The organism is Nocardia otitidiscaviarum (assembly GCF_007362295.1).
Lineage (GTDB): Bacteria > Actinomycetota > Actinomycetes > Mycobacteriales > Mycobacteriaceae > Nocardia > Nocardia otitidiscaviarum.
Genome location: NZ_CP041695.1, coordinates 3479474 through 3492968, shown reverse-complemented (window position 1 = coordinate 3492968; position 13495 = coordinate 3479474). Strand labels below are relative to the sequence as shown.

The 13495-nt window shown below is 69.8% G+C and carries 12 protein-coding genes and 2 riboswitches; of the genes, 8 read left to right on the top strand and 4 right to left on the bottom strand.

All coding sequences use genetic code 11. The annotated features are described in order from the left end of the window. Nucleotides 1-32: 32 nt before the first annotated feature. Genes FOH10_RS15410 through FOH10_RS15400 form a run of 3 tightly spaced genes read left to right on the top strand, consistent with a single transcriptional unit; the run spans nucleotide 33 to nucleotide 3209 of the window. Nucleotides 33-1502: a flavin-containing monooxygenase gene (locus tag FOH10_RS15410; protein WP_143981232.1), complete on the top strand. Its 1470-nt coding sequence runs from the start codon at nucleotides 33-35 to the stop codon at nucleotides 1500-1502. A gap of 5 nt (nucleotides 1503-1507) precedes the next feature. Continuing rightward, entirely contained in the window at nucleotides 1508-2137 is a 630-nt protein-coding gene (locus FOH10_RS15405; RefSeq protein WP_244961996.1) for a TetR/AcrR family transcriptional regulator, read from the top strand. Between the two features lie 58 nt (nucleotides 2138-2195). Then, complete coding sequence (locus FOH10_RS15400; protein ID WP_143981231.1) at nucleotides 2196-3209, top strand: LLM class flavin-dependent oxidoreductase; 1014 nt, start codon at nucleotides 2196-2198, stop codon at nucleotides 3207-3209. A 6-nt stretch (nucleotides 3210-3215) separates the two neighbouring features. Here FOH10_RS15400 and FOH10_RS15395 read toward each other — a convergent pair whose 3' ends face one another. Both FOH10_RS15395 and FOH10_RS15390 read right to left on the bottom strand, forming a co-directional pair. Beyond that, the gene (locus FOH10_RS15395; RefSeq protein ID WP_143981230.1) at nucleotides 3216-3677 is read right to left on the bottom strand and encodes a hypothetical protein; all 462 of its coding nucleotides are present in this window, start codon (nucleotides 3675-3677) and stop codon (nucleotides 3216-3218) included. A gap of 15 nt (nucleotides 3678-3692) precedes the next feature. After that, complete coding sequence (locus FOH10_RS15390; RefSeq protein WP_143981229.1) at nucleotides 3693-5357, bottom strand: PucR family transcriptional regulator; 1665 nt, start codon at nucleotides 5355-5357, stop codon at nucleotides 3693-3695. A gap of 110 nt (nucleotides 5358-5467) precedes the next feature. Between FOH10_RS15390 and pruA the strand changes: the two genes are divergently transcribed. From pruA to FOH10_RS15365, 5 genes are all read left to right on the top strand, one after another. Next, on the top strand, nucleotides 5468-7123 hold the full coding sequence (pruA, locus tag FOH10_RS15385; protein WP_143981228.1) for an L-glutamate gamma-semialdehyde dehydrogenase: 1656 nt from the start codon (nucleotides 5468-5470) through the stop codon (nucleotides 7121-7123). Then, nucleotides 7120-8088, top strand: a complete 969-nt coding sequence (locus tag FOH10_RS15380; protein ID WP_143981227.1) for a proline dehydrogenase family protein — start codon at nucleotides 7120-7122, stop codon at nucleotides 8086-8088. Before pruA ends, FOH10_RS15380 begins: the two co-directional genes overlap by 4 nt. 139 nt (nucleotides 8089-8227) lie before the next feature. After that, nucleotides 8228-8315, top strand: a riboswitch (glycine riboswitch). After that, nucleotides 8316-8409: riboswitch (glycine riboswitch) on the top strand. 41 nt (nucleotides 8410-8450) lie between these two features. Continuing rightward, on the top strand, nucleotides 8451-9569 hold the full coding sequence (gene gcvT / locus FOH10_RS15375) for a glycine cleavage system aminomethyltransferase GcvT (protein ID WP_143981226.1): 1119 nt from the start codon (nucleotides 8451-8453) through the stop codon (nucleotides 9567-9569). Between the two features lie 12 nt (nucleotides 9570-9581). Then, complete coding sequence (gene gcvH, locus FOH10_RS15370; protein ID WP_085996403.1) at nucleotides 9582-9956, top strand: glycine cleavage system protein GcvH; 375 nt, start codon at nucleotides 9582-9584, stop codon at nucleotides 9954-9956. 48 nt (nucleotides 9957-10004) lie between these two features. Beyond that, nucleotides 10005-11243 (top strand): YhgE/Pip domain-containing protein, encoded by a 1239-nt coding sequence (locus FOH10_RS15365; RefSeq protein WP_143981225.1) that lies wholly within the window; start codon nucleotides 10005-10007, stop codon nucleotides 11241-11243. Between the two features lie 4 nt (nucleotides 11244-11247). On the opposite strand, the gene FOH10_RS15360 is transcribed toward FOH10_RS15365, so the two are convergent. Beyond that, nucleotides 11248-12183 (bottom strand): cutinase family protein, encoded by a 936-nt coding sequence (locus FOH10_RS15360; protein WP_244961995.1) that lies wholly within the window; start codon nucleotides 12181-12183, stop codon nucleotides 11248-11250. Between the two features lie 315 nt (nucleotides 12184-12498). Beyond that, entirely contained in the window at nucleotides 12499-13302 is an 804-nt protein-coding gene (locus tag FOH10_RS15355; RefSeq protein ID WP_143981224.1) for a VOC family protein, read from the bottom strand. Between the last annotated feature and the right edge of the window lie 193 nt (nucleotides 13303-13495).

Genomic DNA, 13495 nt, shown 5'->3' with positions numbered 1-13495 from the left:
CTGCGGGCGCGGGGACACCGGGGGGACAGCGTATGAGCGAACACGTCGATGTCCTCATCGTCGGTGCCGGACTGTCGGGAATCGGTGCGGCGCATCACATTCAGCACGCGTTCCCGAACCGGAGCTACACCGTTCTGGAGGCGCGCGACGCGATCGGTGGCACCTGGGATCTGTTCCGGTACCCCGGCGTGCGCTCGGATTCGGATATGCACACCCTCGGGTATCGGTTCCGGCCGTGGACCGAGGCCGCCGCCATCGCCGACGGCCCGTCCATCCTGCGGTACGTGCGCGACACGGCGGCCGAGGCCGGGATCGACCGGCGAATCCGCTACGGGCACAGGGTGATCGGTGCCTCCTGGTGCAGCGACGAGGCGCGGTGGACGGTGCGCGCCGAACACGCCGGGACCATGGTGACCCTCACCTGCGGGTTCCTGTACGTGTGCGGCGGCTACTACCGTTACGACCGCGGCTACACCCCGGAATTCGAGGGCATGGACGAATTCCGCGGTCGCACCGTACATCCGCAGCACTGGCCCGAGGATCTGGACTGCACCGGCCGGCGGGTGGTGGTGATCGGCAGCGGCGCCACCGCCGTGACACTCGTTCCGGCGCTGGCGAAAACGGCCGCGCGGGTCACCATGCTGCAACGCTCGCCGACCTACATCATGTCCGTGCCCACCGAGGACGCCCTGGCCAACCGGTTGCGCTCGCTGCTCGGGCCGCGCCGCGCCTACACCGTCACGCGGTGGAAGAACGTGGCCGTCGGCACGCTCATCTACCAGTTGAGCCGGCGGCGGCCGGATCTGATGCGCGGATTCATCCGCAAACAGAATGTCGCGCAGCTGCCCGCGGACTACGCCGTGGACATCCACTTCAACCCGAGCTACGGGCCCTGGGACCAGCGGCTGTGCCTGGTGCCCGACGCGGACCTGTTCCGCGCCATCCGATCCGGGACCGCGCAGGTGGTCACCGACCGCATCGAACGCTTCACCGAGCGCGGATTGCGGCTGGCATCGGGTACCGAACTGGAGGCCGATATCGTGGTGACCGCCACCGGTCTGGACCTGCTCGCCCTCGGCGGGATCGACTTCGAGATCGACGGGCGACCCGCCGCGCTCGCGGACACCATGGCCTACAAGGGCATGATGCTCGCCGGATTCCCGAACTTCGCCTTCACCATCGGCTACACCAACGCGTCCTGGACGCTCAAGGCGGATCTGGTCGGCGAATTCGTCTGCCGCGTGCTCCGGCACATGGACGCCCACGGTTACGACCACTGTGTTCCGGAGCCCGATGGTGGCGTCGCGGCCCGGCCGCTGCTCGACTTCCAGGCCGGATACGTGCTGCGGGCGCTGGACCGCTTCCCGAAAGCCGGATCGCGGGCGCCCTGGCGGCTCGGCATGAACTACGCCCAGGACGTGCTCACCCTCCGGCACGGTCGCATCGAGGACGGCACCATGCGGTTCGCCCGATCGGCGATCCGCGGCAAACAACTACGCTGAGCCTCGTGACCCGTGCCGAGCCTGCCACCTCGAATGTCAGCGCGGCGACGCCGGAATCCGGATTCCGGCGTCGCCTCCTCGACGGCATGGTGGAGTCGGTGCGCGAACGGGGCTACAAGGACACCACGGTCGCCGATGTGGTGCGCTGCGCCCGCACCTCGCGACGCACCTTCTACGAGCACTTCACCGGTAAGGAGGACTGCTTCATCGCGGTCCTCGAGGAGTGGAACCAGCGCACCATCGCGCGGATCTACGCGGCCGTGGACGTCGCCGCCCCGTGGCGGGTGCAGATCCGGCAGGCCGTGCGAGCCTGGATCGACGCCACCGAGGAGGACCTGGCCATCAGCCTGGTCTGGATCCGGGAGTCGCCCGCACTCGGCGAGGGCGCGCACCGACAGCATCAGATCGAGGCCGAAGCCTTCATCACCCTCATCCAGAACCTCACCGCCTCACCGGAATTCCAGGCCGCCGACCTGCATCCGCCCACCCGGCAGATGGCCACCATCCTCTACGGCGGTTTCCGGGAGCTGATCGCCACCACCATCGAGGCAGGGGAGCCGGTCACCGGCGTCATCGACGTGGCGGTGGACACCGCCCTCGCCGTCATCGGCCCGCGCGTCCACCCGCCGGACTGATCGCCAGGTCACAGCGGGCGGCGAAATATCGCGGGTCCCTCGCGGCGTTGCCCCTCCTATGCCCTTCGCACTGTCGATCCTCGATCTCGCGACCATCGCGCGCGGCCAGTCGGCCCGCGACAGCTTCGACAACAGCGTCGCCCTGGCCAGGGCCGCCGAACGCAGCGGGTATCGCCGGGTCTGGTACGCCGAGCACCACAATATGAAGTCCATCGCCTCCAGCGCGACCAGTGTGCTCATCGGCCATGTGGCGTCCAAGACCGAGACCATTCGGGTCGGCGCGGGTGGCATCATGCTGCCGAACCATTCGCCGCTGGTGATCGCCGAACAGTTCGGCACCCTGGAAACCCTCTACCCGGGCCGGATCGATCTCGGACTGGGCCGGGCGCCCGGCAGTGACCAGACCACCATGCGCGCCCTGCGCCGCGACCACTCCTCCGCGGATTCCTTCCCCCAGGACGTGCTGGAACTCCAGGGCTACCTGAGCGGCGACTCCCGCATCCCCGGCGTCCAGGCGGTTCCCCGCGCCGAAGGCATTGTCCCCCTCTACATCCTGGGCTCCTCCCTTTTCGGCGCCCAATTGGCCGCCCACTTGGGCCTGCCCTACGCGTTCGCCTCCCATTTCGCCCCCGACGCCCTGCATCAGGCGGTCACCGTCTACCGCGACACCTTCCGCCCCTCCGAGCAGCAGCCCGAACCGTACGTCATGGCCGGGGTGAACGTCTTCGCGGCCGAGGACCACGACGCGGCGGTCGAGCAGAAGACCATCGCCTACCGCGCCCGCACCCGCGCGATGATCAAACGCGGCGCCGCCGGCCACGACTTCACCGACGCCGAGATCGACGCCTTTCTCACCTCCCCGAACGGCCGCCACCTCGCGGCCATGACCCGGTACACCGCCGTCGGCACCCCTGCCGAGGTGCAGTCGTACCTGGAGGAATTCGCCGCCGACATCCAGGCCGACGAACTCATCCTCGCCCACCACGCCACGGAGATCGAAGATCGTATCCGGTCGGTGGAGCTGACCGGACGGACGAATGCGGAATCGCCCGCTGCGGTGGCCTCCTCCTGAAACGGCTCACCGTCGGATCATGCGTTCGCGGGAGTGACCGGACGGCTGTGCGGCGATCCAGCGCCCGGTTGATCTCATGGCGGCCAGAAACACCGCGAGTAGCGACGGAACGCCGTATACCGCAAGTGCCATCAGGTAGTACTCGCCGATCGCCGTGACGCTGATATGGACGATCCCGACCACGGAGCTGACGATGAGGACCGCTCGACCCAGTCGAGTGCGGGCGAACAGCAGAATCGCGCCCGCCAGGTATGCGACGGCCAAGCCCCCGCACATGTAGGTCGCCTGCCGTAGTTCGCGGACCGTGTCGATGGAACTCGGCGACGTGTTTGCCGCGTCGTACATGGCAGCGCCTTCCGCCGCACTTCCCGCGGCGAGTGCCCAGCAGACGCCGCCCACAATTCCCAGCATCGCGGCCCCGAGCGCGGTGCCGCCGCCGGCGAACGTGGACTTCAATTTGACCAGCACTTCTTCAGACAGTCCTCATCGTGTCTCTCCGCGTTTCTCGCTGTCGGCGGCGAGTTGGAGTTCCAACAGGAGTCGGTCCGCCGGATCGTCGAGATCCATGTGGAGGATATGTGCGGCTCGGCGTAGGCGGTAGCGCAGGGTGTTCGGGTGGATTCGCAGCAGGCGTGCCGCGGTGCGTACATCACCGTGGCAGCGGAGATACTGTTCGACGCTGTCGCGTAGTTCGGCGGAATAGCGGGTGTCGTAGTCGATGACGGTGTCCAGGCGCGGGTCGCGCAGTTGCGGATTATTCGTTATGAGGGTGAGGATTTCGCCGAGGAGGACGGTGGTGCGGGAGCGGGCGAGGGTGGTCACCTGTTCGGTGTGGGGGAGGGCGGCGGTGCGGTCGAGAACGCGGTCCACCTCGGCACGGGCGCGGGCGACGTCGGCGAGTCCGGCGACGGGGGCGCTGATGGCGGCGCGCAGGGGCGAGCCCGATTGCTCCTCCAGGCGCAGGATGATCTGGCGGGTCCACGACTCGACGCTGTCGATCGAATGGTGTTCGGGGAACAGCACATAGGGGCGGCTGTCGATCACCGTGGTGATGCAGTCCTGTCGGAAGCTGCTGGCATGTAGACGCAGGGTGACGGCGGCGCGGCGGATGGCGGCGTCGTCGGGGCGGGCGCGATCGGCGCAGCCGAAGCCGACCACCGCGCCGCTGCCCTCGGCGGCGATGCCGAAAGTAGCCGCCACGGAGGGGATGTCGACATCGCCGCCGTGCTCGCCGAAGAGCCGCTGGATGAGCAGGGTGTCCGTGCTGGGCGCGTGCCGGGCCCGCCACAGCACCCGGGCCGCGATGGCGGCCGCCCCGCGCAGGACGTCGGCGCAGTCGGCGGGCAGCGCCTCGGCGGCCTCCTGCACCCAGATGGTGCCCAGCGGCTCCGGTCGATCGCCCGGACGTCCGTGGGCGCGGATACCGATGGCCAGGCGGCCCCGGGTCTCCCACTCGCCGTTGGCCGGCACCTCCACCACGTCGCCGGAACTGTGCAGCCGTTCGAAGACGTGCGTGCGCTGCAACCAGCGCAGGTAGCCCGGCGGCCCCTGCCTGCCGAGGACCGAGAGTCGCCGCACCGGGTCGGCGTCATCGGTGCTGTCGGCGGAATAGGCCAGCACCCGGGACTGCTCGTCCTCGATCGAGACCAGTCCACCCGTTGATTCCGCGACCGTCTGCGCGAGCCCGAAGAGATCGGTGTCGGGCGTCAGCGCGCCGGGCGCACCGGCCGAATGGGGCGTGCCGCCCGCGCGAATGATGCGGTTGACCAGCGCATGCACCATCTCCCAGCGCGCCTGCGGGTTGACGCTGACCAGTGCCACACCGGCCGCGCGGGCGGCGGCGCGCACATCGGGCAGGGTGTCGGCGTCCTTGATGAAGACCGCGCGCGGCCGCAGCTCGGCGGGGCAGCCGTCGGCGAGCAGCTCGAGCCAGCGGACGGCGTCCTCGATGCTCACGCTGACCTGGAGAAACAGGTGCGGCAGCGCACGGGCGGGTGGGGGTTCGGCGGTCAAATCGCCGGTATCCAGGAAGGCGACCGAACCGATGCCGACCGCGGTGCCCGCGGGGGCGTCCACGAGTTCGGCGACGGCATCGGTCAGCGCGGACAGCAGCTCGGCCAAGGGAATGGAACTACGCACGGCTGCCATCCAGCGATAGTCGCATGCTCATCCTCGTCATCGCATCGAACGAAATCCTCTGTCTCATTTCATCCGATCGGCCAATCACAGGGGGGCGGTTTTCGGGTTTATTGCTCGACATGGACGCGATCACCACGGTGCCCGCACCGACCAACGAACCGGTCAATCAGTACGCGCCGAGCAGCCCCGAACGGGCCCGCCTGCGCACGGCGCTCGACACACTGTCGGCCGAGCCCACCGATATTCGGCACGTCATCGACGGCGTGCATCGGACCGGAGGCGGAGAGCGCGTCGATGTGGTGCAACCCCATCGGCACGCCGCCGTACTCGGTACGCTGACCACGGCGAACGCGGCCGATGCGCGGGCCGCCGTCGAGGCGGCCACGACCGCCGCACCCGCGTGGCGGGAACTGCCCTTCGACGAACGCGCGGCGGTCTTCCTGCGCGCCGCCGACCTGCTGGCCGGTCCCTGGCGCGAAACCATCGCCGCCGCAACCATGTTGGGTCAATCCAAGACCGCATACCAGGCCGAGATCGACGCACCCTGCGAACTGGTGGACTTCTGGCGGTTCAATGTGCACTTCGCGCGACAGATCCTGGCGGAGCAGCCCGATTCCGCGCCGGGGGTGTGGAACCGGATGGACCACCGCCCCCTGGAAGGGTTCGTCTACGCCGTGACGCCGTTCAACTTCACGGCCATCGCGGGCAATCTGCCGACCGCCCCCGCGCTCATGGGCAACACCGTGGTGTGGAAGCCCTCCGTCACCCAGGCCGTGGCCGCCTACCACACCATGCGCCTGCTCGAGGCCGCCGGACTGCCGCCGGGCGTGATCAATCTCGTGCACGGGTACGGCCCCGAGGTCTCCGAGGTGACGCTGCACGATCCACGGCTCGCCGGCATCCACTTCACCGGCTCCACCAGCACCTTCCAGCACCTGTGGCGCGAGGTCGGCAGCCGCATCGAGCGCTACCACGGCTACCCGAGACTGGTCGGCGAGACCGGCGGCAAGGATTTCGTGCTCGCCCATCCCTCCGCCGACCCGGAGGCCCTGATCACCGCGCTGATCCGCGGCGCGTACGAATACCAGGGGCAGAAGTGCTCGGCCGCCTCGCGCGCCTTCGTCCCCCGTTCGCTGTGGGCACGCATGGGTGACGAGCTGATCGGCCGGATCGGTTCGCTGACCTACGGCGATATCACGGACTTCACGAATTTCGGTGGGGCCGTGATCGATCGCCGTGCCTTCGACCGCAATGCCGCCGCCATCGAGCGGGCCAAGGCCACCGCCGGACTGACCATCGCGGCGGGCGGCACCTACGACGACAGCGTCGGCTACTTCATCGCGCCGACCCTGCTGCTCGGTGACGATCCCACCGACGCGGCCTTCGCCACCGAGTACTTCGGACCGATTCTCGCCCTGCACGTCTACGACGACGGCCGCGCCGACGCCTTCGACGAGGTACTGCGGATGGTCGACTCCGGCAGCGGGTACGCGCTCACCGGGGCGATCCTCGCCCAGGACCGCCACGCCATCGACAAGGCCGGCGCGGCGTTGCGTTTCGCGGCCGGGAACTTCTACGTCAACGACAAGCCCACCGGTGCGGTGGTGGGGCAGCAGCCGTTCGGCGGCGCACGCGCGTCGGGCACCAACGACAAGGCCGGATCGCCGCTGAACCTGCTGCGCTGGACCTCGCCGCGCTCGATCAAAGAGACGTTCGTCCCCGCCCGATCGCACGAATATCCGCACCAGCGAACGGAATCCGAGGAGGGACGATGAGCATGTCGCGCAATCCGCTGCGACCGGCGCTGCTGACCGCCGCGCGTTCGGCGCGCCTCGAGCGGGCCGTCACCCGCATGCCGGTGACCCGTGGCCTCGTCGACCGCTTCGTCGCGGGCGACACCACCGCCGCCGTGCTGGCGGTGGTGCGGGCACTGCGGCAGCAGCACCGCTCGGTCACCGTCGACTATCTCGGCGAGGACATCACCCGCCCCGAACAGGCCCGGCAGGTGGTGCGTGAATACGAGACGCTGCTGCGCGCCCTGTCGGAACTCGGGTCCGATACGCCGGACGACCGTCCGCGGCCACTCGAGGTGTCGGTCAAGCTGTCGGCCCTCGGCCGGTCGCTGCCCGGTACCGGGCAGGACACCGCCCTCGCCCACGCCCGCACGATTGTCGAGGCCGCCGCCGCGCGGGACATCTGGGTGACCTTCGACGCCGAGGACCACACCACCACCGATTCCACCCTGGCCATCGTGCGCGAACTGCGCCGCGACCACCCGGACACGGTGGGTACGGTGCTCCAGGCGTATCTGCGCCGCACCGAGGCCGACTGCGAGGAGTTCGCCGACGCGGGCGCGCGCATCCGGCTGTGCAAGGGCGCCTACGACGAACCCGCGACCGTCGCCCACCGCGGCCGCCGCGACGTGGACGCGGCCTACCTGCGCTGCCTGCGCATCCTCATGGCGGGCAAGGGGTATCCCATGGTCGCCACCCACGATCCGGCCCTGATCGGGTCGGCCGGGCTGTTGGCCACCACCGCGCGGCGAGGCACCGACGACTTCGAATACCAGATGCTCTACGGCGTGCGCGCGGACGAACAGGCCCGGCTGACGGGACTGGGACAGCGGCTGCGGGTGTACGTGCCCTTCGGCGACCAGTGGTACGCCTACTTCGTGCGGCGCCTGGCCGAGCGGCCCGCCAACCTCATGTTCTTCCTGCGGGCGGCGGCACCGCGGAAGTGAACCGACCCGGCGCGGTGCCGCGTGACCCGACGCCAAGACCGCCGCACCCACCGGGATCGGCGACCGCGCGCGGGGCGAAGGATGCCTCGCGCGCGGTCTTCGCCTATGCTGACCGCCACAACCGCATATCGGGCCGCGACGAGTCGTAGCGGGAGAGTCCCCGGCAGCGGGGCGCCGAAGGAGCAAACTCCCCGGAATCTCTCAGGTACAGGTACCGCATCGACCAGGCCACTCTGGAAAGCAGGCGCACCGAGCGCCTCACCCACGGTGCAAACCGCCTGCGGCGGTGAAGCTCTCAGGTCCCATGACAGAGGGGGAGTTCCGGACACCGGGTTGCGTCCCGGTCGACTCGAGGACCTCCCATGACTGTCGCTCGCGACGGCGTGCCCACCCGCACGTCGTCACCCTTGGAAGCCGTCCACGCCGAGCACGGCGCCGTCTTCATCGACTTCGCCGGATGGCGCATGCCCGTGCGCTACGGCAGCGAACTCGCCGAGCACCGCGCGGTGCGGGAGGCCGCCGGGATCTTCGACCTCTCGCATATGGGCGAGATCGAGGTGTCCGGGCCGGAGGCCGCGCGCATGCTGGACTTCGCACTGGTCGGGCGGCTGTCGGCGGTGCCGGTCGGTCGCGCCCGCTACACCATGCTCTGCCACGACAACGGTGGCGTCCTCGACGATCTGGTGGTGTACCGGCTGGCCGAGCAGCGGTTCCTGGTGGTCGCCAATGCCGCCAATGCCGAGATCGTCTACATCCTGCTGCGTGATCGGGCGCACGGCTTCGCCGCCGAGGTGGCGAACCGTTCGACCGACTACGCCCTCATCGCGGTGCAGGGGCCGCGCTCGGCGGCGATCGTCGGCGCCGTGACCGATGTCGATCCGAGTCCGCTGAAGTACTACGCCGGCATGCCCGCCCGGATCGCCGGAGTCGATGTGCTGCTGGCACGCACCGGCTACACCGGTGAGGACGGTTTCGAGGTGTACTGCGCGCCCGAGCGGGCCGCCGACGTCTGGCGGGCGCTGAGCGCGGCCGGGGCAGCGCACGGCCTGCTGCCCGCGGGTCTGGCCTGCCGCGACACCCTGCGGTTGGAGGCGGGAATGCCGTTGTACGGCAATGAACTCCATGTCGGTGTGACGCCGTTCGAGGTCGGCCTCGGCCGGGTCGTGAAGTTCGACAAGCCGGGCACTTTCGTCGGGCGCACCGCCCTGGCCGCCCGCGAGCAGGCGGGCGGCGGCCGAACGCTGGTGGGGCTCATCGGATCCGGCCGCCGCGCCGGACGCCACGGCTACGAGATCTACGCCGACGACCGAGCGGTCGGCGTGGTCACCAGCGGTGCGCTTTCTCCCACCCTGGGCGTGCCCATCGCCATGGCCATGGTGGACAGCGACCACGCGGCCCCCGGCACCGCCTTGACCATCGACGTGCGCGGCCGTCGCGAACCGGTCGAGACCACCGCCCTGCCCTTCTACTCCCGCTCCTGAAAGAGGTCGTCCATCATGGGTTTTCCCGAACATCTGAGCTACACCGAAGAGCATGAGTGGCTGCATGTCGTCGACGGCACCGCCACCGTGGGCGTCACCGACTTCGCCGCCTCGTCGCTCGGTGACGTGGTCTTCGTGCAACTGCCCGCCGTCGGCGACCGCGTCGCGCAGGGGGAGGTCTGCGGTGAGATCGAGTCCACCAAATCCGTCAGCGACCTGTACTCGCCGGTGACGGGCGAGGTGGTGGAGATCAATGCCGCGGTCGTCGACGATCCGGATACGGTCAACTCCGACCCGTACGGTGCGGGCTGGCTGTTCCGGGTGCGGGTCGAATCCACCGGTGCGCTGCTGGACGCCACCGCCTACGCCGCCCTGACCGGCGACTGACCACCCACCACGAACGTTCGCTCCAGGTGTGCTGCTAGCGTCGGATGAGTGCCGACCGACGCGCCGAAACCGGTCCCACCCCGCCGAGAACACCAGCTCTGGGCGGTTCCACTGCTGGTCGCGATGGGGTTGCTGAGTCTGCTGGCGCTGTCGTATCTGGCCAGCATTCTCGATCCGCAGCGCAATCTGCACGACTTCCCGCTGCTGCTGGTGAACGAGGATCGGGGCGAGTACGGCGCCGCCGTGGCCGATACGGTGACCGCCGGGCTGCGGGGGGATCAGGTCAGCCTCCGGGCGACCGACGCCGCGACCGCGGAATCGGTGCTGTCGGCGGGAAAGGCGTACGCCGCCATCGTGATTCCCGCCGACTTCAGCACCCGGATGTCCGCCCTCGAACAGCCCACCGGCGTGGGCGCGGCGCCGGTGGTCGAGATCCGGACCAATCCGCGCACCGGTGCCACGGCGGTCTCGTTGGCGGCGCGGCTCGTGCATCCGGTGCTGGAGCGGGCCAACCGTGAACTCGGCGCGGACGTGCTGAACCGGGCGCGGGCGAACGGGGTGCCGCTGACCGATGCCGCCCGGATCACCCTCGCCGAACCGATCCGGGTGTCGGTCGTCGAATTCCATCCGCTGCCCGCGGGCAGCGCCAATGGCATCTCGGCCTTCTACTACACGCTGCTGGTGGTCTTCGCCGGATTCACCGGCAGCCTGCTCATCAATGGCGGCGTGGACGCGGCCGTAGCGCACGACACCGGGACCTCGCGCTGGCGGGTGCTGCTCTACAAGTGGGGGCTCGCGGCCGTGGTGGCGGTGGTGATGGCCGGTGTCTACCAGCTCATCGCCGCGGCCCTGGGCATGCCGATGGACCACCGCGCGGCGCTCTACCTGTTCAGCGCCTACGCCGCACTCGCCATCGGCATGACCGCCATGACCATTCTGACGATGGTCGCCACCGCCGCGACGGCACTGCGGCTGCCGGTGCTCAACACCCTCGGCATGCCCATCAATATGCTGCTGTTCCTGGCCCTGGGGCTGCCGTCGTCCGGCGGCATCGTGCCCATCGAGGCCACGCCGCCGGCATACGGGGTGCTGTCGCGATTCGAGCCGATGCACCAGGTCTATCTCGGCATCCGTTCGATCCTGTACTTCGACGCCCGCGCCGACGCGGGCCTGACGCGCGCGGTGGGGATGTGCACGCTCGGCGTCGCGATCGCGGTCGGGCTGGGCGTCGCGACCACCCTCGGCTACGACCGTCTGCGGGCGCGCACATCCGCCGCCGCGGGGTGACCGCTCAGTCGGCCACGGCCACGTCGGCCAGCCAGTTGTGCAGCCAGTGCGTGGCGGTCGCACCGCTCCCGTCCACCACATAGCGCGGATAGGACTGGTGCACACCGGAGACCAGGAATTCCTGCACCTGGCGCACCCACTGCTCACCGGCCGGATCCTCGGCCGGAGCGGCCAGAATGGCGGTGCCGCCCGGAATGAGCGCCTCGGCCAGAATCGATTGCAGCGTGTAGGCGTAATTGCCGACCTGCAGCGGATCCGGCGCGGACAGCTGGGTGGCGAAGCCCGCGAAGCGCCCGGCGAGGTCGTCATTGGGCACCGAACAGTACAGATCACCCTCCGCGCAGAAGGTGCGCACCTTGTCCGACAGCCAGCCGAAGCCGCCGACACGCGCCCCGCCCGCACCCGCGCCGGGCACCGGCGGGCCCACCAGCGCGTCGGCGGGGGAGCGGCGCGGATCCGACATCAGGCCGACCGCCGCGATCCGGTCCGGCGGCACCACACCGAATCCGGTGCCGATCTCGGCGGCCAGATCACCGGCCGCATCGGCGCCCTGGCTGTAGCCGATGAGCGCGAAACGCGTTGCGTCGCAACGGGCCGCGGTGGCGGAGAGCAGACCGCGCGCGGTGTCGACGGCCTCCTTCTTGGACCGCCCGTAGACCGCGCCCTCCCACGGCAGGGCGGTGGCCGGATAGGTCACGTAGTCGGTGCGCACATTGCCCGGCAAGCCCTGGGTGACCTGGGCCAGCATGCCCTGGCCCGGGTCCTCCCGGGATGTCTCCCAGGTGCCGGGCACGGCGATCACATTGAGGTCGGGGCAGGCGTTCGGCGCGGCGGCGGCCGGTGGCGCGTCCGCGGTGTACAGCGCCGCGGACGCGGCCAGCACGGCGGCCGCGGCCAGGCCCCACGCTGTCGAGGACGATCGGGTAGTTCGAAAAGACAAGGCGCACACTCCTTGTTCGGAACGTTCGGACTGACTCCTCCAGATCGCGCGACAGCGCCGCGATATCCACGCCCCGAGCTCCAAGCCCGGTGGACGGCGGCGCTCCGGGCAGAAGATACCAAGAACCGGGTGGTCCGGTTGTTGTTTGATCGCAAGTGTCGGCGACCGATCGGCAAACCGTCCGAAACGGGTGGATCACCACGGGCCGTCCAGCACCGCGCGGACGGTGGATCGGTCGCGCCGAGGTGCGGACGGTCGGGCCGAGGTGCCGATCGGGCACCGGGTCGTTCGCGGCCCGGTGCTCCGGGGCCGGAATCAGTTGGTCGGGGCGTCGCCGACCGTGCGCGTGGTGTCGATGAGTCCGAACACCTCACCCTGCCGCCCCTGAACGATGCCCATGCGCCCGAACGCACTGTCCTCCGGGCCCATCAGCACGTTCGCGCCCAGTTCGCGCGCCGTGGCGAGGCTGGTGTCGGCATCGGCGGTCTGGAACCAGGTCAGCCAGTAGGACGGCGTCTCGCCGGGCATGGTGGTGGAGTCCATGAGGCCGCCCACCTCGGCGGCGGAACCCGGGGTGGAGAAGGTGGCGTAGCGGAACCGGTCGGTATCGCTCACGGTGTGGTACGACCATCCGAAGACGCTCAGGTAGAACTGCTTCGCCTGCGCGAACCGGTTGGTGTGCAGCTCGTTCCAGCAGTACGCGCCCGGTTCGTTGCAGATCTCGGCCCCAGTGTGCGCCTTGGCCTGCCAGACCCCGAAGACGGCGCCGTCGGTGTCCGCGGCCACGCACATGCGCCCCACATCCATCACGTCGAACGGCGGCGCGTACACGGTGCCGCCCGCCGCGCTGACCGCCGCCGCGACGGCGTCCACGTCGTCGGCGGCGAAGTAGGTGGTCCACACAGACGGCATGGGCCCGTCGCCCATCTTCGGACCGATTCCGGCCGCGGCGCGTCCGTTCAGCGTCGCCATCAGGTATCCGCCCGCCTCGGGCGGGCTGTCGAGCACCTCCCACCCCAGCAGGCGCGAATAGAACTCGCGGGCGGCGGCCGGGTCGTCCACCGAGCAGTCGACCCAGCACGGTGTGCCCTGCGGCCACGCGGAATCACGGGTGGGCATGATCGGACCTCCTGAGTTCATGCGGGCGGGTTATTTGTCCGACTTACAGCACATGATCAGCTAACCACACCGTGCCCGTAGCGACCGGGCGAAAGTGCGGCGAATTCGACGCCGGTCGGGCCGGGCGCGGCAGCACCGGAACGCGATCATGGCGGTGAGATGTGTCACTGTCGGACGCCGGGGGCCGTGGGCG